The sequence below is a fragment of the Micromonospora sp. SCSIO 07396 genome (assembly GCF_053667945.1).
In genome coordinates, this window is the sequence record NZ_CM132210.1 from 1,949,514 (window position 1) to 1,970,696 (window position 21,183).

The 21,183-nt window shown below is 73.4% G+C and carries 17 protein-coding genes; 15 read left to right on the forward strand and 2 right to left on the reverse strand.

What is annotated here, in order from left to right:
- The first annotated feature begins 9 nt into the window (after positions 1 to 9).
- The 3 genes from ACWCHM_RS08320 (at position 10) to ACWCHM_RS08330 (ending at position 3,101) form a co-directional block, all read left to right on the forward strand.
- A complete protein-coding gene (locus ACWCHM_RS08320; protein WP_281896466.1) occupies positions 10 to 417 on the forward strand; it encodes a YciI family protein in 408 nt (135 codons plus the stop codon).
- A gap of 3 nt (positions 418 to 420) precedes the next feature.
- Positions 421 to 1,566, forward strand: a complete 1,146-nt coding sequence (locus tag ACWCHM_RS08325; RefSeq protein WP_454221941.1) for an RNA polymerase sigma factor — start codon at positions 421 to 423, stop codon at positions 1,564 to 1,566.
- Positions 1,567 to 2,033: 467 nt separating this feature from the next.
- Positions 2,034 to 3,101 (forward strand): TauD/TfdA family dioxygenase, encoded by a 1,068-nt coding sequence (locus ACWCHM_RS08330; protein ID WP_204961588.1) that lies wholly within the window; start codon positions 2,034 to 2,036, stop codon positions 3,099 to 3,101.
- A gap of 189 nt (positions 3,102 to 3,290) precedes the next feature.
- Here the strand turns inward: ACWCHM_RS08330 and ACWCHM_RS08335 are convergent, their stop codons facing one another.
- Entirely contained in the window at positions 3,291 to 5,624 is a 2,334-nt protein-coding gene (locus ACWCHM_RS08335; protein WP_454221942.1) for a cytochrome P450/oxidoreductase, read from the reverse strand.
- An 81-nt stretch (positions 5,625 to 5,705) separates the two neighbouring features.
- A complete protein-coding gene (locus ACWCHM_RS08340; protein WP_454221944.1) occupies positions 5,706 to 6,788 on the reverse strand; it encodes an NAD(P)-dependent alcohol dehydrogenase in 1,083 nt (360 codons plus the stop codon).
- A gap of 72 nt (positions 6,789 to 6,860) precedes the next feature.
- On the opposite strand from ACWCHM_RS08340, the gene ACWCHM_RS08345 reads away from it, so the two are divergent.
- From ACWCHM_RS08345 to ACWCHM_RS08400, 12 genes are all read left to right on the forward strand, one after another.
- The gene (locus tag ACWCHM_RS08345; RefSeq protein WP_454221945.1) at positions 6,861 to 8,330 is read left to right on the forward strand and encodes an aldehyde dehydrogenase family protein; all 1,470 of its coding nucleotides are present in this window, start codon (positions 6,861 to 6,863) and stop codon (positions 8,328 to 8,330) included.
- Positions 8,327 to 9,562, forward strand: coding sequence for a PucR family transcriptional regulator (locus ACWCHM_RS08350; protein ID WP_454221946.1), 1,236 nt, complete (start codon positions 8,327 to 8,329; stop codon positions 9,560 to 9,562). The genes ACWCHM_RS08345 and ACWCHM_RS08350 overlap by 4 nt, the downstream gene beginning before the upstream one ends.
- Before the next feature lie 172 nt (positions 9,563 to 9,734).
- Positions 9,735 to 10,757 carry a zinc-binding dehydrogenase gene (locus tag ACWCHM_RS08355; RefSeq protein ID WP_281896499.1) on the forward strand — a complete coding sequence of 341 codons (1,023 nt, stop codon included), beginning with the start codon at positions 9,735 to 9,737 and terminating at the stop codon, positions 10,755 to 10,757.
- Positions 10,754 to 12,229: an amidohydrolase family protein gene (locus ACWCHM_RS08360; RefSeq protein WP_454221947.1), complete on the forward strand. Its 1,476-nt coding sequence runs from the start codon at positions 10,754 to 10,756 to the stop codon at positions 12,227 to 12,229. Before ACWCHM_RS08355 ends, ACWCHM_RS08360 begins: the two co-directional genes overlap by 4 nt.
- Positions 12,230 to 12,231: 2 nt before the next feature.
- On the forward strand, positions 12,232 to 13,305 hold the full coding sequence (locus tag ACWCHM_RS08365) for a BMP family ABC transporter substrate-binding protein (RefSeq protein ID WP_454221948.1): 1,074 nt from the start codon (positions 12,232 to 12,234) through the stop codon (positions 13,303 to 13,305).
- Positions 13,306 to 13,342: 37 nt separating this feature from the next.
- Positions 13,343 to 14,932 carry an ABC transporter ATP-binding protein gene (locus ACWCHM_RS08370; protein ID WP_454221949.1) on the forward strand — a complete coding sequence of 530 codons (1,590 nt, stop codon included), beginning with the start codon at positions 13,343 to 13,345 and terminating at the stop codon, positions 14,930 to 14,932.
- The gene (locus tag ACWCHM_RS08375; RefSeq protein ID WP_454221950.1) at positions 14,932 to 16,245 is read left to right on the forward strand and encodes an ABC transporter permease; all 1,314 of its coding nucleotides are present in this window, start codon (positions 14,932 to 14,934) and stop codon (positions 16,243 to 16,245) included. The genes ACWCHM_RS08370 and ACWCHM_RS08375 overlap by 1 nt, the downstream gene beginning before the upstream one ends.
- Positions 16,242 to 17,156: an ABC transporter permease gene (locus tag ACWCHM_RS08380; protein ID WP_421482676.1), complete on the forward strand. Its 915-nt coding sequence runs from the start codon at positions 16,242 to 16,244 to the stop codon at positions 17,154 to 17,156. Before ACWCHM_RS08375 ends, ACWCHM_RS08380 begins: the two co-directional genes overlap by 4 nt.
- Before the next feature lie 273 nt (positions 17,157 to 17,429).
- Positions 17,430 to 18,374, forward strand: coding sequence for an alpha/beta fold hydrolase (locus ACWCHM_RS08385; RefSeq protein WP_454221951.1), 945 nt, complete (start codon positions 17,430 to 17,432; stop codon positions 18,372 to 18,374).
- A 4-nt stretch (positions 18,375 to 18,378) separates the two neighbouring features.
- The gene (locus tag ACWCHM_RS08390) at positions 18,379 to 19,644 is read left to right on the forward strand and encodes a sensor histidine kinase (RefSeq protein WP_454221953.1); all 1,266 of its coding nucleotides are present in this window, start codon (positions 18,379 to 18,381) and stop codon (positions 19,642 to 19,644) included.
- A complete protein-coding gene (locus tag ACWCHM_RS08395) occupies positions 19,641 to 20,243 on the forward strand; it encodes a response regulator transcription factor (RefSeq protein WP_454221954.1) in 603 nt (200 codons plus the stop codon). Before ACWCHM_RS08390 ends, ACWCHM_RS08395 begins: the two co-directional genes overlap by 4 nt.
- A gap of 143 nt (positions 20,244 to 20,386) precedes the next feature.
- The gene (locus tag ACWCHM_RS08400; protein ID WP_454221955.1) at positions 20,387 to 20,953 is read left to right on the forward strand and encodes a hypothetical protein; all 567 of its coding nucleotides are present in this window, start codon (positions 20,387 to 20,389) and stop codon (positions 20,951 to 20,953) included.
- Positions 20,954 to 21,183 lie beyond the last annotated feature (230 nt).

Sequence of the window (21,183 nt, forward strand, 5' to 3'; positions counted from 1 at the left end):
AGAGACCTGATGGCAAAGTACCTGCTGCTCAAGCACTACCGGGGTGCCCCACCCGCGGTCAACGACGTCCCGATGGACAAGTGGACGCCCGAGGAGGTCACCGCCCATGTGCAATACATGAACGACTTCGCGGCCCGGCTGGAGGGCACCGGCGAGTTCGTCGACGGTCAGGCCCTCGCCCCCGAGGGGACGTTCGTCAGGTACGACGGGCCGGGCCGTCCGCCGGTCACCGACGGGCCGTTCGCCGAGACCAAGGATCTCGTCGCCGGGTGGATGGTGATCGACGTGGACAGCTACGACCGGGCCGTCGAGCTGGCCGGGGAGCTGTCCGCCGCGCCGGGGGCGGGTGGGAGGCCGATCCACGAGTGGCTGGAGCTGCGCCCGTTCCTGACCGCGCCGCCGACCGTCACCGAGTGACAGGTGGACGGTGACCTGCTGCGCCGGCTCATCCCGGAGGTGATCGGGGTGCTCGTGCGGCGCGGGGCGGACTTCGCGGCGGCCGAGGACGCCGTGCAGGACGCGCTGGTCCGGGCGCTGGACGTCTGGCCGGTCGACCCGCCCCGGGACCCGAAGGGCTGGCTGGTCACCGTGGCCTGGCACCGGTTCCTCGACGCGGGCCGGGCGGACGTCGCCCGCCGTCGGCGCGAGGACCTCGTCGTCGAGGAACCGGTGCCGGGGCCGACGTCGGAGGTGGACGACACGCTCCGGCTCTATTTCCTGTGCGCCCATCCGTCGCTGAGCCCGTCGTCGGCTGTCGCGTTGACCCTGCGTGCCGTCGGCGGGCTGACCACCCGCCAGATCGCCCGGGCCTACCTGGTGCCGGAGGCGACCATGGCGCAGCGGATCAGCCGGGCCAAGCGCACGGTGGCCGGGGTGCGCCTCGACCGGCCCGGCGACGTCACCACCGTGTTGCGGGTGCTCTACCTGGTCTTCAACGAGGGCTACTCCGGTGACGTCGACCTGGTGGCCGAGGCGGTCCGGCTCACCCGGCAGCTCGCCGTGCTGGTCGACCATCCGGAGGTGGCCGGGCTGCTCGCCCTGATGCTGCTGCACCACGCCCGGCGCGCGGCCCGGACCACGCCCGACGGCGGTCTGGTCCCGCTCGCGGAGCAGGACCGCAGCCGGTGGGACACCGGTGCGATCGCCGAGGGGGTCCGCATCCTGCAGGCGGCGCTGGCCCGGGACCGGTTGGGCGAGTTCCAGGCCCAGGCGGCCATCGCCGCGTTGCACGCCGACGCGCCCGTCGCCGCCGAGACCGACTGGGTGCAGATCGTCGAGTGGTACGACGAACTCGTGCGGTTGGCCGACAGCCCGGTGGTGCGGCTCAACCGGGCGGTGGCCGTCGGGGAGGCCGACGGGGCGCGGGCGGGGCTGGCGGCCCTCGCGGCGGTGGACCCGGCGGTGCCCCGGCACGCGGCGGTGACGGCGTACCTGCACGAGCGGGCCGGTGATCCGGTGACGGCGGCCCGGTGGTATGCCGAGGCTGCCCACCGGGCTGCCCACCTCGCCGAACGCGACCATCTGATCCGTCAGGCCGCCCGCCTCAACGCCCGCCTGCCCGGCTGAGTTCCGGTGCGCCCGCCCGGGACCCGGGGCTGACGGCGGCGTCGTGGGTGGTCACCGGGCTGCTGCTGGCCGAGCCGCTGGTGGCCCGGGACGGTCAGGCGCGACGGGCCGACCGGGGACGAGAATAGATCGTATTGCGAGATGGTGTCTCTGTTGACGTTGCGGCGGGGGTTGGTTAGCCTGGACCGATCATCGCCAGCCGCAGGAGAACGCCATGATCCGAGTTCCGCAAGGCTCTGGATTGCTGGTGCGCGGTTACGAGGAGCCGCTGCGGGTCCACCCGCCGCGGGAGGGCATGCGCCCCGGGACCGCCGCCGGGGACCCGCAGACCCCGTTCTGACGGATCGGCCCGCCGCCTCCCGCCCGGGACGCGGCGAGCGCCCACGTCGTTGATCAGCCCGGTGGCGGCACCGTCCGCCCGGGACACCGACCCGTTTCCGCAGAACCGAACCTCGGAGCGCATCATCATGACCACCGCAATCGATCTCGCCCCCATCTCCGGCCCGTCCGCCTGGCGCGGCGACGAGCTGCGTACCTCGACCGAGTGGGTCTACCAGCTCAGTGACGCCGAGCGCGCCGAACTGGAGACCGTCGGCCGCCAGTTCGTCGCCGACAACCCCGACCTGCGTACGGTGACCGCCGCCGACTACCCGCTGCCGGCCTGCGCCGGCCTCAACGAGGAATGCGCCCGCCAGCTCGACTCCGGACGCGGCTTCATCCTGGTCCGGGGCCTGCGTACGGAGGAGTACGGCGACACCCTCGCCGGGGCGATCTTCTTCCTGATGGGGCTGCACCTCGGTGTGCCGATGGGGCAGAACCAGATGGGTGACGTGCTCGACCACGTCATCGCCACCTCCAACAAGACCCTCGACGACCCGTCGGCGCTGCCGTCGCGGGTCCGTGACCGGCTGCCGTTCCACTCCGACAGCTCCGACGTGGTCGCGCTGATGTGCCTGCGGGCGGCCAAGGCCGGCGGGGCGAGCAGCCTGGTCAGCGGCACCACGATCTACAACGAGATCCTGCGCCGGCGGCCCGACCTCGCGCCGCTGCTGTTCGAGTCGTGGCACTGGGACTGGCACCGGCAGGACCCGGACGCCCCGGCCCGCACCTACACCTCGCCGATCTGCAGCTACGTCGACGGCGTGTTCAGCACCTACGCCGGCAGCTCGATGATCTTCTCGGCGCAGGACTACCCGGAGGTGCCCCGGCTCACCGAGGCGCAGATCGAGCTGCTGCACCTCTACGACGAGGTGTCCCAGGCCCCCGGCCTGGCCCTGGACATGGACTTCCAGCCCGGCGACGTGCAGTGGCTGCTGAACTACGCCGCCCTGCACTCGCGTACCGGTTACGTCGACTTCCCGGAGCCGGAGCGTCGCCGGCACCTGCTGCGGCTGTGGCTCAAGCGCGACGTCGGTCGGCCGCTGGTCGACGGGTTCGGCAAGCACGTGGTGACCGAGCGCGGCAGCGAGATCGCGCCGGGCGGCCGGTTCCGCATCGCCGAGGCGGTCGAGCCCAACTTCGAGTGGGGCAACTGACCCACCGGCCCCTCGTCAGGACGGCCCGCAGCGCCCCAGTGTCGTGGCGCGGCGGGCCGTCCGTGTGCGGTCACCCGTACGGCCGTGCGGTCACGTTCGACGCGCTGGCGAACGCGGCCTGACGACCACCGGGGACGGACGTCCGGACGGGCCGGCCCTGGGACCTGGGCCGACCCGTCCGGACAGGACCTACAGGTCCAGCACCAGCCGCTCCGAGCGGCACCGCCCGACGCAGATCATCATGCTGCGCCCGGCCGTACGCTCCTGCTCGGTCAGCAGCGAGTCGCGGTGCTCCGGCGTGCCGGCGAGCACCCGGGTCTCGCACGCGCCGCAGTAGCCCTTCTCGCAGTCGTAGGTCAGGCCCGGCACGACCTCGCGCAGCACGTCGATCATGCGACGGTCGCGGGGCACCCGCAGGGTCGCCCCGGTCCGCGCCAGGTGCACCTCGAACTCGGTGTTCGCCGCGGGGTCGAAGGCGACCTCCAGGTCGTCCCCGGCGGTGAACCGTTCGACGTGCAGCCGCTCCGACCGGCCGGTCGCGGCGCAGACCCGCTCCAACGCGTCGATCATGCCGGTCGGCCCGCAGCAGTAGACGGCCGTGTCCGGCCCGGTGGAGTCGAGCAGCGCCCCCAGGTCGGGCAGGCCGGTCTCGTCCTGCGGCAGCAGGGTCACCCGGTCACCGGCGAGCGCCGTCACCTCGTCGACGAAGGCCATCGAGGCCCGGCTGCGACCGCCGTACACCAGCCGGAACGGCACGCCCCGGCGGTCGGCCTCGCGAGCCATCGCCAGGATCGGGGTGATCCCGATGCCCCCGGCCAGGAAGAGGTAGTCGGGGGCGTCGACGAGCGGGAAGTGGTTACGCGGGCCGCGTACCGACAGGGTGACGCCGGCGCGGGCGAGCGCGTGCAGCTCCACCGAACCGCCCCGGCCGGCGGGCTCGCGCAGGGCCGCGATCCGGTAGTGCCGGGTGTCGTCCGGGTCGCCGCACAGCGAGTACTGCCGGACCCGCCCGGACGGCAGCCGCACCTCCAGGTGCGCGCCGGGCGTCCAGGGCGGCAGTTCCGCGCCGGTCGGGTCGGCCAGGCGGACCTCCAGCACGTCGTCGGTGGCGGTGGCGGTGCCCGCCATGACCAGTTCCCGGTCGCCGGTCAGGCTGGCGGTGGGCCGGGTCCCCGCCGCGTCGGCGTCGCGGCGGGGACCCGGGGTGAAGACGGCCGGGATCGCGTCCCAACCGCTCTGGTTGCCCCGGGTGGGGTAGGCGACGAGCCCCTCCTCCACCACCCGGAAGTCGGGCAGCCGGGTCAGCACCTGCGTGATCATCTCGCGGAACATCAGCCGGGCCAGGTGGGCACCGGCGCAGCGGTGGCTGCCGATGCCGAAGCTCAGGTGCCGGGCGGCGTCGCGGTCCAGCCGCAGCTGCTCCGGGTCGGGGAAGACCGCCGGGTCGTGGTTGGCCGCGACCCAGGGGATGAGCACCCGCTCACCGGCGCTGACCGGGCAGCCGCCGACCTCGGTGTCGGTGCGGACGGTACGGGCCATCGACTGGGACGGGGCGAACACCCGCAGGAACTCGTCGGTGGCGGTGAGCAGCAGGTCGGGGGAGTCGATCAGGCGTTGCCGGTCGTCGGGGTGCCGGCTCAGGTGCACCAGGGTGGAGCCGGTCAGCGAGGTGGTGGTGTCCACCCCGCCGGCGATCAGCAGCCCGATGACCGAGACCAGCTCGTCGGCGTCGAACAGTTCCCCGTCGGGGCGGCGCTGGGCGGCCAGGTAGCTCACCGCGTCGCCGGTCGGCACGGCCCGCCGCTCGACGATCAGCTCGCGGATGCGCTGGTCGAGGTAGGCCAGGCCGGCGGCCCCGCGTACGGCGCGTTCGCTGCCGGGCAGCGCGGCGAAGATGTCGTGGATCGGGCCGGCGAGCTTGGCCCAGTCGGATTCGGGGAAGCCCAGCCAGTCGAGGGTGACGGCGGCCGGCAGCGGGTTGGTCAGGTCGCGGACGAAGTCCACCGACCCCTCGGCGATGAAGGCGTCCACCACGCGGGTGGTGTGCCGGGCGACCATCGGGGCCAGCTCGGCCACCGCGTCCTGGGTGAGCAGCGGGTTGATCAGGTCGCGGTAGCCGGTCGCGGCGGGCGGGTCCAGCTCGATCGGGTACTGCTCCAGGCCGGGGCCCCGGGGGATGACGATGGCGGTGCCGTCACCCCCGGCGGTGGCGCGGGCGGAGGAGAAGGTGTCGTCGTCGCGGGCGATCCGGACCACGTCGGCGTACCGGGTGGTGTAGACGAAGCCGCCGTGCGCGTCGGTCCGGCCGACCGGGCAGGTCTGGCGGAACTCCCGGTAGTAGCCCACCGGGTCGGTGTTGCACTCGGCCGAGTGGTGGTCGAAGGGCGCGACGGGCCGGTCTTCGGTCGCGGTCTGCGTGCCGGCCGGGGCGGTGCGCTGCTGTTCGGTCATCGGGACGTGCTCCACAGGTGCGGGACGCTGCGCGGTGTTGCCCAGCCGCGCCACTGGGTGTGGGTCTGACACCAAGGGTAATGTCGCTCACATTGCGAGACAATGTTTCACGATGAGATGCAGAAGTGTCGATGGGGTGGTTGGCGTCCCCGCTCAGAGGGTCAGGACGGCCTTGCCGACCTCGCCGGAGCGCAGCGCCGCCACCGCCTCGTTGATCTGCGTGAAGGGGAACCGGGTGATCAGGCGGTCCACCGGGAAGTTGCCGGCGGCGTGCAGGTCCAGCAGCTTGGGCAGGAACACCTGCGGCAGGCTGCTGCCGCCGATGATGCCGGTGATGCTGCGGCCGTTGAGCACGCTGCGCCACTCGAAGCTCATCTGCTCGCTCGGGCCGATCCCCACCACGCCGCACCGGCCGAGCGGGCCGAGCGACTCGACGGCCAGCCGCAGCACGTCCTCCCGGCCCGTGGTGTCGATCGCGACGTCGAAGCCGTGCGGGGCGATGGCGGTCAGCAGCTCACGCGGGTCGCCCTCGGTGGAGTTCACCCCGTGGGTGGCGCCGAGCAGCCGGGCCGTGTCCAGCTTGCCGGTGTTGACGTCGACGGCGGCGACGACGGCGCAGCCGGCCGCCCGCGCGGCCAGGATCGCCGCCACGCCCACCGCGCCCGCGCCGAAGACCACCAGCGAGGAGCCGACCTCCGGGCGCAGCACGTTGAGCACCGCGCCGGCGCCGGTACCGAAACCGCAGCCGAACGGGCCGACCACGCCCAGGTCGATCTCCTTGTTGATCGGCACCACCGCACGGGCCGGGGCGACCACGTGACTGGCGAACGACGACTGGCCCAGGAAGTGGCCGTTGACCTGCTGCCCGTCGCGCGACAGCGCCGAGCTGCCGTCCGGCCGTCGGCCGCTGAAGTTGACCGCGTCGAACTGGCGGCAGTAGGCGGGGTTTCCGCCCCGGCACAGCGGGCAGTCGCCGCAGGAGGTGAAGCTCATCGCGACGTGGTCGCCCGGGGAGACGCCGGTGACCCGCTCGCCGACCTGCTCGACGACCCCGCTGCCCTCGTGGCCGAGCACCGCCGGGGTGGGGAAGAAGTTGGCGAACTCCAGGTCGGTGGCGCAGATCCCGACGCTGTGCACCCGGACCAGCACCTCGTCCGGCCCCGGGTCGGCGAGGTCGATCTGCTGGAGGGTGAACGGCCCTCCCGCGCTCTCCAGCACCGCCGCTGTGATCCGCACGCGCCCTCCTAGTGACTCATAAAGCGAGATTGCATCTTGACATGCGAAACGTGAAGGGTCAAGGATTCGCACATGGCTGACCTGGACATTCCCACCGCCCGCCAGCTCGTCGACGGCGACTGGACCCCCGCGGCCGACGGCGGTGAGCTGCCGGTGCTCGATCCCGCCACCCGGGAGCCCATCCAGTCGGTGGCCCGCGCCCGCGAGGTGGACGTCGACCACGCCGTCGCCGCCGCCCGCCGGGCCGCCCCCGGCTGGGCGGCCACCTCGCCCAGCGAGCGGGGCGCGATCCTGTCGCGCTGGGCCGCGCTGATCGGCGAGCACGTCGAGGAACTCGCCGCGTACGAGGCGCGTGACGTGGGCAAACCCCGCTCCGGCGGGCGGCTCAACATGTACATCACCCAGGGCATCGTCGACTACTTCGCCGGGGCCGCTGACAAGCTCACCGGGGTCACCCTGCCCACCCGTACGCCCGACTACTTCGGCTACACCCGGCCCGAGCCGTACGGCGTCTGCGCGGTGATCATCCCGTGGAACGTGCCGGCCGTGCTCACCGCCGCCAACGTCGCCCCGGCCCTGGCCGCCGGCAACACGGTGGTGCTGAAGCCGTCCGAGGTCGCGCCGTTGTCGCCGTTCGCGCTGGCCGAGCTGGGCCGCCGGGCCGGCCTGCCGCCGGGCGTGCTCAACGTGGTCACCGGCCTCGGTCCCGAGGCCGGGGTGGCGCTCACCGGGCACGCCGACATCGACCACATCAGCTTCGTCGGCTCGACGGTGACCGGCCGGTCCGTCATGCGCGCCGCCGCCCAGCACCTCGTCCCGGTCAAGCTGGAACTGGGCGGCAAGTCCCCGAACGTGGTCTTCGCCGATGCCGACCTGGACGCGGCGATCCCGGCGATCATCGCCTCGATCACCGAGAACGCCGGGCAGAACTGCTACGCCGGCTCCCGGCTGCTGGTCGAGGAGTCGATCCGGGCCGAGGTGGTCGAGCGGGTCGCCGCCGGCATGGCGGCCGTCCGGACTGGCCCCTGGGACCAGGACCTGGACATGGGCCCGCTGGTCAGCCAGGCCCAGTACGAGCGGGTCCGGGGGTTCCTGGCCGAGGGCCCGGCCGCCGGGGCCCGGCTGGTCACCGGTGGCGAGCCGGCCACCGCCGCGTTCGACGACGGCTGGTACGTCGCCCCCACCGTCTTCGACCAGGTCGACTCGGACATGCGGCTGGCCCGCGAGGAGATCTTCGGCCCGGTGCTGGCGGTGCAGGGCTTCCGGGGCGTCGACGAGGCGGTGGCGATGATGAACGACACCGACTTCGGTCTGCTGGCCTGCATCTGGACCACCGACGTGTCGCGCGCGCTGCGGGTGGCCGGGCAGGCCCGCGCCGGGCAGGTGGCGGTCAACCAGTTCCACGACGCCGGGGTGATCGGCTTCCCGTTCAACATGCAGAAGGAGAGCGGCTTCAGCCGGGGCGGCGGCTACGCGGCGCTGCGCGAGTACACCCAGGAGAAGGCCGTCGCGGTCCGGCTGCTCGACCGACCGTCGGCGTGAGCCGATCGGGTGAGCTGGCGGCGGCCCGCCCGCGGCTGGCCGTCGCCGCCGCGCCCCCACCTGCCGCGTTCGCCCAGTGGCTCGCCGAACTCGCGTTCGGCGGCGCCGGCTGGCCGGAACTGCTGGCTGCGGTGGCGCAGCGGACCGGCGCGGCCTGCCGGCTGGTGGCCGAGACGGGGGAACTGCTCGCCGACAGCGACGGCACGGGTGGTCCGGGGCGCGACGCCGCACCGGACGACGTCCGCCGCGCCCTGGCCGCCGGTCGGACCGGCGGGGCGGGGCCGCCGGGGGGCGTGCCGGCCACGGTCCGCTGCGCCGACGGGTGGACCGGCCGGGCGGTGGCGGTCGGCGCGGGACCCCGGCGGATCGGCGCGCTGCTGCTGGCCGAGCCGGTCTCGACCGGGCAGTGGGAGCTGGCGACGGCGGCGACCACCGCGCTGCTGATCGAGGCGGTCCGGCACGAGTCGCCGCCGGCTGCCGTACGGGACGCCGCGACGGTGCTGCGGGCCCTGCGCGACGGCCCCGGCGGGCCGGCCGGAGCGTCGACGACGCCCTGGATGGGCGAGGCGGATCTGTTGCGGGCCGGTGCGGTGCACGGCTGGCGGCTGGACCAGCCGCACGCCGTCGCCGGGATCGCGTACACCGGGGAACAGCAGCGCCGCTGGGCGTCCGCGCTGAGCTGGCTGGACCGGCCGGTGCTGGCCGAGGGGCGGCTGGCCTGGACCCTGCTGCACGGTGACGTGGAGCGCGAGGTGACCCGGCTGCGGGCCCGGCTGGACCAGATCGTCGGCCCCGGGCAGGTCCGGGTGGTCGCCGGGGCGTTGGTGACCGGGCCGGCCCGGACGGCGGCCTCGTTCCGCGACGCGGACCGGCTGCTGCGGCTGCTGCTGCGTTCGTCGGACGAGCGGCCCGAGCTGCCGTTCGGGCAGGCCGGGCTGGCGCAGGTCCTGCTGGCGGTGCCGGACGAGCGGCTGCGCTGGTTCGTGCACCGGCACCTGGGGCCGATCGCCCACCGCGACGACCTGCTGCGCACCCTGGACTGCTGGTTGGCCACCGGGGGCAGCCGGCAGGCGGTCAGTGAACGGCTGCACCTGCACCGCAACTCGGTGGGCTACCGGGTCGGCCTGATCAAGCGGCTGCTGGGTGTGGATCCGCTCGACCCGCAGACGGTCGCGGTGCTGCGTACGGCGCTTGTCGCCAGGGAGTTGCTGGCCGCGTCCGAGGCCGGTTGATCCCCTGGTGGGTGGCCTGTGAACAGCCTGGACGCCCGCCTTCGTTAACCGTTCCGCCTCTTTTGCGGCAAGCCGTTGACACGCCGCCGCCCCGCAGGCAGAGTACGACCCCAAGCAGCGAGAATCACAATGCAAGACGCCATATTGACTGGTAGACCGTGGGGAGGTTGCGATGCGGGCGATGGTCCAGACCGGTTTCGGCGGCGCCGAGGTGCTGAGCCTGCGGCACCTGCCCGATCCCGAGCCGGGCCCGGCCGACGTGGTCGTCCGGGTGCACACCGCCGCCGTCAACCGCCTCGACCTGCTCCAGCGGCGCACCGCCCTGCTGCCCGGCTTCCAGCTGCCCCACATCGGCGGCATGGACGTCGCCGGCCAGGTCGACGCCGTCGGACCGCAGGTCACCACGGTACGCCCCGGCGACCGGGTGCTGATCGACCCGACGATCGGCTGCGGAGGCTGCGCCACCTGCAAGGACGGCCAACCGGGCTACTGCGCCACGCTGGCCGTGGTCGGCGGGAACCGCCCCGGCGGCTTCGCCGAGTACGTCACCGTCCCGGCCACCGTGGTGCACCGGGTGCCCGCCCACGTCGACCTCGCCGAGGCCGCCGCGCTGCCCACCGCGTGGAGCCTCGGCTGGCACGCCGTGCACCGCGTCGGCGCGGTCCGCCCCGGGGAGTGGGTGCTGGTGCAGGCCGCCACGAGCGCGGTCAGCATCGCCGCCGTCCAACTCGCCCGCCGGGCCGGCGCCCGGGTGCTCGCGGTGGCGCGTACCGAAGCCAAGCGGGCCGTCGCCGCCGACCTCGGCGCGGACGTGCTCGACCTCGACGAGCACACCGTCGAGCGGGTACGCGAGCACACCGACGGCCACGGCGTCGACCTGGTCGTCGACCACGTCGGCACCGCCACCTGGGCCACCTCGCTGGCCAGCCTGCGCACCGGCGGCCGGATCGTGCTGCTCGGCAACACCACGGGCGACCAGGTCAGTTTCTCCCTCTCCGACGTCTACCGGCGCGGTCTGCGGCTGCTCGGGGCGGGGGCGTACCGCCCGGCCGACTTCGCCGACATGCTCGACGCCTACTTCGCCGGCGGCCTGCGGGTGCTCCGGGGCGCGGAGTACCCCCTGACCGACCTGGCGCAGGCGTACGCCCGGCAGGAGTCCGGCGACCTCGTCGGCAAGATCCTCGTCCGGCCATGACCACCACCCCGACGGCGACCCCCGCCGACCCCCGCCCGGCGGACCTGCTGGTCGTCGACGCCGAGATCGTCACCATGGCCCCCGACCGGGCGGTCGTCCCCGGCGGCACGATCGCCGTGGTCGACGGCCGGATCGCCGCGATCGGCCCGGTGGCGACCCTGCGCGCGGCGTACCCGGGCAGCCCCGAACTCGACGCCACCGGCTGCGTGGCCGTCCCCGGCCTGGTCAACGCCCACCAGCACACCACCGCCGACCCGCTGGTGCGCAGCAGCATCCCCGACGACGTCCCGGCCCAGCAGGCGATCTTCGACTGGATCGTGCCGCTGCACGCCGCGGTCACCGGCGACGACGACGAACTGTCGGCCACCCTCACCGCCGTCGAGTCGCTCAGCTACGGGGTCACCACCCTGCTGGAGCCCGGCACGGTGGCGCACCCGCTGCGGGTCGCCGCCGGGCTGCGTACCGCCGGCATCCGGGCCCGGGTCGGCGGCTGGGGTTGGGACGCCGACGACGCGCCGTACGCCATGCCGGCCGCCGACACCCTCGCCGTGCAGGCCGACACCGTCGCCGCCCTGGCCGGCGACCCGCTGGTCACCGGCTGGATCACCCTGGTCGGGCACGACCTGGTCAGCGACGCGCTGTTCACCGGCGCGGCGGCGCTCGCCGAGCGGCTCGACGTGCCGATGACCTGGCACCTGTCGCCCGGCCCCGAGGACGCCGCCGCCTACGCCGCCGCCGGCCGGGCCCGGCCCGTACGCCACCTGGCCGACCTCGGCGTGCTCGGCCCCCGGCTGCTGCTCGGCCACGCGGTGTGGCTCGACGACGCCGAGGTCGACGCGCTCGTCGGGACCGGCACCGCCGTCGCCTCCTGCCCGGGTGCCTACCTGCGGCTCGGGCAGGGCTTCACCCGGGCCGGCCGGCACACCGCCCTGCACCGGGCCGGCGGCCGGCTCGCGCTGGGCTGCGACTCGCACAACGCCGGGGACACCCCCGACCTGTGGCGGGCCGCCCGACTCTTCGCCGGCCTGGAGCGGGACCGGGGCGTCCCCGACCCGCTGCGCGCCGACGAGGTCTTCGCCCTGGCCACCGTCGACGGCGCCGCCGCCGTCGGGCTCGGGGCGCTGACCGGCTCGATCGAGGTCGGCAAGGCCGCCGACCTGGTGCTGCTCGACACCCGGACCATCCCCTGGATTCCGCGCGGTGACCTGCCCACCCAGCTCGTCTGGGGCGCGGCCGGGCACACCGTCCGGGACGTCCTGGTCGACGGCCGGCTGGTGGTCCGCGACCGGCGGATCACCACCGTCGACGTCGACGCCCTGCGCGAGGAGGCCGCCCAGCGTCGGGCCGCCCTGCTGCGCCGGGTCGGCATCGACATCCCCCCTCGCTGGCCCAGCGTGCCAGCGACCGAGTACTCCGCGCGCCGGTCCGTGCCGGGCGGCGCGCCGACCCCACGTGAAGGGAAAGCACCATGACAATGAGGATTGCTCGGGGTCCGGCGGCGCTGCTCGCCGGAGCGCTGGGATTCGCCCTGGTCGGTTGCGCGAGCAACGACGCGACCGCGCCGTCGGCGGGAGGGTCGGCCAGCAGCGGTACGGCCCCCGCCGGGCAGCCCGACGCCAACGGTGACGGCAAGGTCGTCATCGGCGTGCTCAGCCCCGGCGACATCAACGACAACGGCTACTACGAGAGCTTCGTCGTCGGTGCCGAGAAGTTCGCCACCGAGAAGGGCTGGCAGGTCATCAAGCGCGGCAACGTGCCGCCGACCGAGGCGCTCAGCGCCGCCCGCGCGCTGTGTCAGCAGGGCGTGGACATGGTGGCGCTCGGGGCCTCCGAGCTCAAGGACGCCATCCCGGCCTCCGAGGAGCCGGTCTGCGCCAAGACCTCCTGGTACGTGCCGTCGTCGGAGAACATCCCGCAGACGCCCCGGGTGACGCTGTCCAGCGACGACCCCAACCAGAGCATGCTCGCCGCCGGGTACGCCACCGGCCTGGTCATGCAGGAGAAGAACGCCACCAAGGCCGGCTTCGTCACCGGCATGGAGGCCGACTTCTCGGTCAACGCCGCCAAGGCGTACAAGGCGGGCATCCGGATGGTGGTGCCGAACGCGACCCTGGTGACCACCTACACCGGTGACTTCAACGACTCGGCGAAGGCCCGGGAGGCCGTCCAGGCGCAGATCAGCCAGGGCGTCAAGGTCGTCTACCCGTACCTGGGCGGGGCCACCGACGCGGCGGCCAAGCTGGCCAACACCGGCGGCGCGCTCACCCTGACCCCGGGCACCGACCGGTGCGACTCGACCGACCCGCGCTTCGACATCTCGGTCATCTTCGACCCGGGCGCGTACTTCGCCGCCGCGCTGGAGCTGTTCGCCAAGGGCGAGATGACCCTCGGCACCACCAAGAAGTGGGAGCTGGGCAAGGACCCGTACCCGGCCGTCAAGATCTGCAAGCCGACCCCGGAGCAGACCCAGAAGATGGACGCCTTCGTCGCCGACGTGGCCAGCGGCAAGACCGACACCGCCGCGACGGTCGCCAAGCTCGGCTCCTGACCCCCGCTGCCCGACGACCAACGAGGTGAAACGGACTGTGGACGTTGACGACCAGCTGACGCCGGCTCTCACCCTGCGCGGGGTCAGCAAGCGTTACGGTCCGGTCGTCGCCTGCGACGCCGTGGATCTCGCCGTACGACCCGGCGAGATCCACGGCCTGCTCGGCGAGAACGGGGCCGGAAAGTCGACCCTGATGAAGATCCTGCTCGGGTTGGTGCACCGCGACGCCGGCACCATCACGCGCGGCACCGAACCGGTCGAGATCGACAGTCCGCAGGTCGCCGCCGACCTCGGCCTGGGCATGGTGCACCAGCACTTCAGCCTGATCGAACCGCTCACCGTCTGGGAGAACGTCATCCTCGGCGACACCGGGCGGATCGACCGGGCGGCGGCCTGCGCCCAGGTCGAGGAGGTGTCCCGACGGTACGGGCTGCCCATCGACCCGCACGCCCGCATCGACCGGCTCTCCGCCGGGGAACGGCAGCGGGTCGAGCTGATCAAGTGCCTGCGCCGTGACCCGTCCATCCTGATCCTGGACGAGCCGACCTCGGTGCTCACCCAGGCCGAGTCGGCGGAGCTGTTCACCGTGCTGCGTCGGGTGGTGCAGGCGGAACGGCGGGCGGTCATCCTGATCAGCCACAAGCTCGCCGAGATCATGGCGGCCACCGACCGGGTGACCGTGCTGCGGCGCGGCGCGGTCGCGTTCCACGGCGCGACGAAGGACACCACCGCCCAGCAGCTCGCCCGGCAGATGGTCGGCCGGGAGGTGTCGTTGCAGTCCGAGAGCGCGGCGCTGGGCCTGCTGCCCGTCGAACGTCCCGAACCGGTCGACGGCGTCGCCACCGGTGCCGCCCCGGCGGCCGGCGCCCCCGCAGCGCCGGAGCGGCCGGCGGCGCTGCGGCTGCGCGAGGTGACCCTGCTCGTCGGCGGCCTGCCGGTGCTGGACAAGCTCAGCCTCGACGTCGCCCCCGGCGAGATCGTCGGCCTGTACGGGGTCGAGGGCAACGGCCAGGCCACCGTCGGTGAGCTGCTGTCCGGGCTGCTCGTCCCCGACTCCGGCACCGTCGAACTCGACGGCCGGCCGGTCGACCTGGTCCGCCCCGGCGCGCTGCACACCGCCGGACTCGGCATCGTGCCCGAGGACCGGCACCACTCCGGCGTGGTGCTCGACATGAGCGTCGCCGAGAACCTGGTGATGAAGTCCCTCGCCGGGGTCAGCTCACGCGGGGTGCTCAGCCGGCGGCGGATGCACCGGATCGCCCAGCGGCAGATGGTCGAGTTCAACATCGTGGCCCCCTCGCCGGACACCCCGCTGCGCAGCCTCTCCGGGGGCAACCAGCAGCGGGTGGTGCTGGCCCGGGAACTGTCCGCCGGGCCGAAGGCGCTGGTCGCCGCCCAACCGACCCACGGGCTGGACGTCGGCGCGATCGAAGACATGTACGTGCGGCTGCGGCAGGCCGCCGCGGAAGGGGTGGCGGTGTTGCTGATCTCCACGGAACTGGAGGAGGTGATGGCCCTGGCCAACCGGATCGCGGTGATCTCCTCCGGCCGGATCGTCGGGGTGCTCCCCACCGCCGAGGCCACCGCCGAGCGGCTCGGCATGCTGGTCGGCGGGGTGAGTCACTGATGGCCACCCTCGGTATCGACGGCACCGGCCAGCGGCTGCTGCGCCGGCTCAACCCCGGCCCCGGCGGCTGGCAGGTCGGCCTCGCCACCGTCGCCACGATCGGCGTCGCGCTCGGCCTGTCCGCCCTGCTGATCGCGGTCACCGGCGGCTCACCGACCGCCTCCACCAAGGCCCTCTACCAGGGCAGCATGGCGTCCCCGGCGGCCTGGTCCACCTCCCTGCTGTACGTCGCGCCGCTGCTGCTGGTCGCCGTCGGGGCGTGCGTCAGCGCCCGCTCCGGCTTCTTCAACATCGGCCAGGAGGGGCAGGTGCTGATCGGCGCGCTCGCCGGCGCGTGGGTCGGCCTGCGGCTGGCCGTACCCGGACCGCTGCTGCTGGTCCTGGTGCTGCTCGCCTCGGTGATCGGTGCCGGCGTCTGGGCCGGGCTCAGTGCCCTGATGTACCGGTTCCGGGGCGTCAACGTCGTGGTCAGCACGATGCTGATGACGTTCCTCGCCCAGCAGCTCATCTCGTTCGCGGTGAACACCCCGTGGCTGCTCCAGGAGTCCCGGCTGGGCCGGGGCACACTGTCCCCGCAGTCCAACCCGGTGCCGGAGAACGCCCGGCTCACCTCCCTCGGCGAGTACCCGAACCTCCAGCTCAACGGCGGTCTGGTGCTGGCCGTCGTGGTGGCGGTGGTGCTGGCGCTGGTGATGGCGCGTACCCGCTGGGGTTTCCGGTTGAAGATGGTCGGTCTCAACCCGGCGGCGGCCCGGCACGCCGGGGTGCGGGTCGGCGCCCTGGGCGGCATCGCCCTGGCGATCTCCGGCGCGTTGGCCGGCCTGGCCGGGGCGCTGCTGCTGACCAGCCCGGTCGGCACCAACCGGTTGCAGCCGGGGATGTCGCTCAACATCGGCTGGGACGGCCTGCTGGTCGCCCTGGTCGCCCGGAACAACCCGCTGCTGGCCATCCCGGTGGCGGTGCTGTTCGGCGTGCTGCGGGCCGGCGGCAGCTTCCTGGCCGCCACCGGCGTGCCGTCGTTCCTGGTCGACGTGGTCAAGGCGCTGCTGGTGCTGGCGTTCGTCGCACCGCCGGTGGTGATCGGCATGCTGCGTCGACGCCGCCTGGCCGACCAGCCGACGACCCCGGCCACTCCGGCCACTCCGGCCACCCCGACCGCCGCAGTGGCCTCGCCGGAGCCGACCGACCCGTCGGCCCCGGCCACCCCGACCGCGTCGGTGCCCGGCCCCCGCAGCACCGCGCCGGAACCGGCGGACCCCGGCGACGCCGGGACCGCCGGCACCAAGGACGCCATGGAAGGCAGGTTGGCATGAGCGCCGCCGACAACATCGCCACCATCCTCTCCAGCGGGGCCCGGCTCACCGTGCCCCTGGCCTTCGCCGCCTGCGGGGAGTACGTCGCCCAGCGCGCCGGCACCCTCAACATCTCCGTCGAGGCGATGATGCTCGGCGCTGCGTTCGGGTCGATCGCGGTCGCCAGCGCCACCGGCAGCGCCACCATCGGCCTGGTGGCCGGCGCGCTGGTCGGGGTCGCGGTGGCGTTCGTGCACGGCATCCTGTCGCACCGGGTGCAGATCAACACGTTCGTCGTCGGCCTGGTGCTCAACGCGCTGGTGCTCGGCCTGACCAGCTACCTGATCACGGTGAGCACGTTCACCGGCCACCAGGTCTGGCAGGTGGACATCCCGGTGCTGCGCGACATCCCGATCATCGGCCCGATGCTGTTCGTGCAACGCTGGCCGGTCTACCTGCTGCTGGCGGTGATCCCGCTGACCTGGTGGCTGGTCGAGCGCAGCCGGTGGGGGCTGGAGCTGCGGGCGGTGGGGGAGAACCCGCAGGCCGCCGACGTCAGCGGGATCGAGGTCAACAAGCGGCGGCGGCAGGCGCTGCTCTGGTGCGGGCTGCTCGCCGGGCTCGGCGGGGCGTACCTGGCCGTCGGCGAGGTCGGCTCGTTCAACCAGAACATGACCGCCGGCCGGGGCTACCTGGTCATCGCGGCGGTCATCTTCGGGGCCTGGCGGCTCGGCCGGACCCTGGTCGGCTGCGTCGTCTTCGGCCTCGCCGACGCGATGCGGCTGGCGCTGCCGGCGCTCGGGGTCACCATGAACTCGCAGCTGCTGATCGCCGCGCCCTACCTGCTGGCCCTGCTGGCGATGCTGGTGTTCGCCACCGCGCACCGCGAACCCCGGGCACTGGCCCAACCGTTCCAACGCGGCACCACCTGACGGGGGATTCCCCGACTCCGGTCCGCCCGCACGGCGCAGCGGCCACCCTCCTCCGGTGGCGGTCGCTGCGCCGTGTGGGTCCCGGGTCGGCAGCCGCCCGCCGTGGGGATCTCGTTTGCGCACGCGGACCCGGGGGCTCACGGGGCATACCATGACTTTTTGTCACGATCGGTCGTGACAGCGGGACACTTCCGCAGCGCCTCGCGCGCTTGATTGGCTGGTCAGGCATCACGGGAGTGATCCGGATGCGCCGCCGATCCGAAAGAAGAACCCATGCGAAAGCCCGTGCGGGTCGTGCTCACCACCCTCGGTGTCCTGATCGCCGTGCCGGTGCTCCTGCTCGCGACGACCGCCGTGGTCAACGTCGTGGCGACGCGCTCGGAAGCCTCCTCGATCACCCGGTACGGGCAACCCGTGCCCGTGGACGGTAAACGGATGAACGTGGTGGTCGCGGGCAGCGGTGCCGAGACAATCGTGCTGCTGCCCGGCCTCGGCACCGCCGCCCCCGCGCTCGACTTCCAGCCGCTGATCACGGAACTCCAGCGCACGTACCGGGTCGTCGCGGTCGAACCGTTCGGCACCGGCCTGAGCGACCCCACCGACACCGACCGCACCGCCGCGAACATCACCCGGGAGGTGCACGAGGCGCTGCGGCACCTCGGCATCGACCGGTACGTGCTGATGGGCCACTCGATCGCCGGCATCTACGCGCTGACCTACGCCGCCAGCTACCCCGACGAACTCGTCGCCTTCGTCGGCATCGACAGCAGCGTCCCCGACCAGCCCGGCTGGGACGACCCGATCCCCACCGGCGTGATCGTCGGCCTGAGCAGGCTCGGCGTCACCCGGGCGCTGGCGGCGATCGCCGACGACCCGTACGCGGGCCTGCCCTACGACGGGCGGACCCGGGAGCAGTTGCGGTTGCTCACCGCGAAGAACACGGCCGCCCCGACCATGGTGAACGAGATGGAGCACGCCCCGGCGAACTTTGCCAGCGTCAGCGGGAAGACCTTCCCGAAAGGGCTGCCCGTCCTGTTGTTCGTCCGGTCGAACGACACCGACGTGGCGGACTGGGTCGCCCTGCACGAGCAGCAGGCGGCGAGCGTCGACACCGGTCAGGTGGTCGTCCTGGAGGGCGACCACTACCTGCACCACACGCTGTCGCCGGAGATCGCCCAGCAGACCGGGGCTTTCCTGACGGCCCGGTCGCTACGCTGAGCCGGTGACGGACACCTGGCAGGGTGCGCCGCGAGTGGCCGCCGACCTGCGGGCGATGCGCCTGTTCACGGTGCTCTCGCTGGGGCTGGGCATGCTGATCGGTGGCGTCGTGCAGGTGCTGCTCGGCGTCGGCATGGCAAGCGGCCCCCGGACGGTCGTCCTGCTGGTCGCGACGACCGCCGCCGTCCTGGCCGGGCTCGCCGCGATTCCCCTGCTGCTGCGGGGCCCCGACGAGGTGCCGCCCGGCCATCCGCTCGTCCTGGTGCTGCTGGCGCTGTCCGGCGCGGTGTGGGTGCTGGCCGTCGTGCCGCCGTTCGCCGGCTGGGGGTGGGCGTTCACCCTGGCGATGGCGGGCGGGGTGCTCAGTTGTCTGGTCCGGGGCCGGTGGCGGGCGACGGTGATCCTCGGCTGCTGGGCCGTGATCGGTCTCGGCGGCCTGATCAGCGTGCTGGCCCCGTCGCGCGTCGGGCCGCCGCCCGATGCGGCCGCCGACGCCATCGTGCTCAGCACCCTCGCGGTGTTCACCCTGTTGCCGCTGAGCGCGGTCTGGGTGCAGCAGGTGGTGCTGCGGCTGGAACACGCCCGCCGGCTCGCGTCGGACCTGGCGGTGGCGCGGGAGCGGCTCCGGTTCGCCACCGACCTGCACGACATCCAGGGCCACAACCTCCAGGTGATCGCGTTGAAGAGTGAACTGGCGGAGCGCCTGCTGATCGGCCAGCCCGAGCGGGCCGGCCGGGAGATCGCCGAGATCCGCCGGATCGCGCGGGTGGCCCTCGACGACACCCGCGCCGTGGTGAACGACTACCGCACCGTCACCGTGGCGACGGAGGCGCGCAACGCGGCGGCGGTGCTGCGGTCCGCCGGCATCCGCTGCACGGCACGCATCGACACGCCGGACCTGCCGGTGGCCCTCGGCGCGCTGTTCGCCGTCGCGATCAGGGAGGCGGTGACCAACGTGCTGCGGCACAGCAGGGCGACCGAGGCCACCATCGAACTCGTCCGCGTCGGCACCCCCGAACCGGGGCACCCCGGGGCCGACGCGGCGGAGTACCGGCTGACCGTCACCAACGACGCCGCCGGGGTGCCGCGCCGCGACGGAACGGGCCTGGCCGGCCTCGCCGACCGGGTCGCGGCCCAGCGTGGAACGGTCGAGACCACCCGTGAGGGGGACACGTTCGTGCTGGTCGTCCGCATCCCCACGCCGGACGCCGCGGGGTCTGCCCCGCCGGAGCCCACCGCGTCGGGGAGACGACGGGGGACCGGCAAGTGATCCGGATTGTGATCGCCGACGACGAGGAGCTCATCCGGGGCGCGCTCGTGGCGCTGCTCTCCCTCGAGGCCGACATCGAGATCGTCGCGGACGTCGCCGACGGCGAGGCCGCAGTCGCCGCCGCCGTCGCCCACCGCCCCGACCTGACCCTGCTCGACCTCGAGATGCCCGGACTCGACGGGGTCGACGCCGCCCGCCGGCTGCTGCGGCTCGTCGCCACGCAGGTCGTCATCGTCACCCGGCACGCCCGACCGGGCACCCTCAAGCGGGCGCTGAACGCCGGGGTGCACGGCTTCGTGCCGAAGTCCACCCCGGCGTCGGAGCTGGCCAGGATCATCCGGTCGGTGGCCGCCGGCGAACGCTACGTCGACGCGCGCCTGGCCGCGTCGGCGCTCACCGAGCAGGAGACCCCGCTGACGCTGCGCGAGATCGACGTGCTGCGGCTGACCCGCGACGGCCTGCCCACCAAGCACATCGCGCGGCAGCTCGGCCTCGCCCACGGCACCGTCCGCAACCACATCTCGTCCGCGATGGCGAAACTGAACGTCGGTTCCCGCGCCGACGCCGCCGCGATCGCCTGGGAACAGGGCTGGATCTGAGGCACGCTGTCGTCGCCCGATCCGTGGTCGCCGTCGCGCCTACCGTCAACTGTGTGGGTGGCACAGGCGGTATGCGTCTAGCCGTGCCGGCATCTCGCACCTGGTCGTCCAGACCGCATTGTCGATACCTGCGTGTCCCGGCGATGGAGCTGGCGTGGTTGGCCGCCGACCGGGCGATGACCACTGCGACCGGTGACGCGGTGTTGGTGGCCACCGCCACCGTGCAACTCGGCCAGGTGCTTCGTACCTCGGGGCGGGCGCGGATGGCCCGGTCGACGGCGTTGGCTGCCGCGTACCGGATCGTCCCGCCCGACCTCGACGACGCGCCCGCTGCGGAGCTGTCGCTGTGCGGAACGCTGGTGATGCAGGCGGCATTGGCCGCCTGCCCGGGACGCGACGTCCACACCACGGCCGAGCTGCTCGACGAGGCCGCCGGCATGGCCGCCCGGGTCGGCGACGGCCACGACCACCCCCGGACCGGGTTCGGGCCGGTCGCGGTGGACCTGGCGCGGGTCGCCGCCGCCCGCGCCCTGCTCACCGCCGAGCGCACCGCCCCCCGCCGCCACTCCCGGCGACCCACTTCCCGCCTCCGACGCCCGCTGCCCGCTCTGCGGTGCCGTCGCCGGCCGGCAAGAGCGTGTTACTTCCTGGTTGTAGTGGCCTCCGGGCACAGCGAGGCCACTACAACCATGTCAAAACTGTTGCGTTAGGTGGAACGGCTGTTCGTCAATCAGCACTGCCTCGCCGATCATGGAGCTGCGGGGGTAACAAAACGCCCGTAAAGCAGCCAAAATCGGCACCCGACTCCATGATCGCCAAGGAGGCCGACCCCGCTTCTCGATCGGGCACTTCCTGCTCTGGGTTGACCAGCCGCCCACGGCGTCAACGCAACGGTGTTGACGACCATGTTCGAGCGTGACCTTGCGGCGTGGTGGTCCCG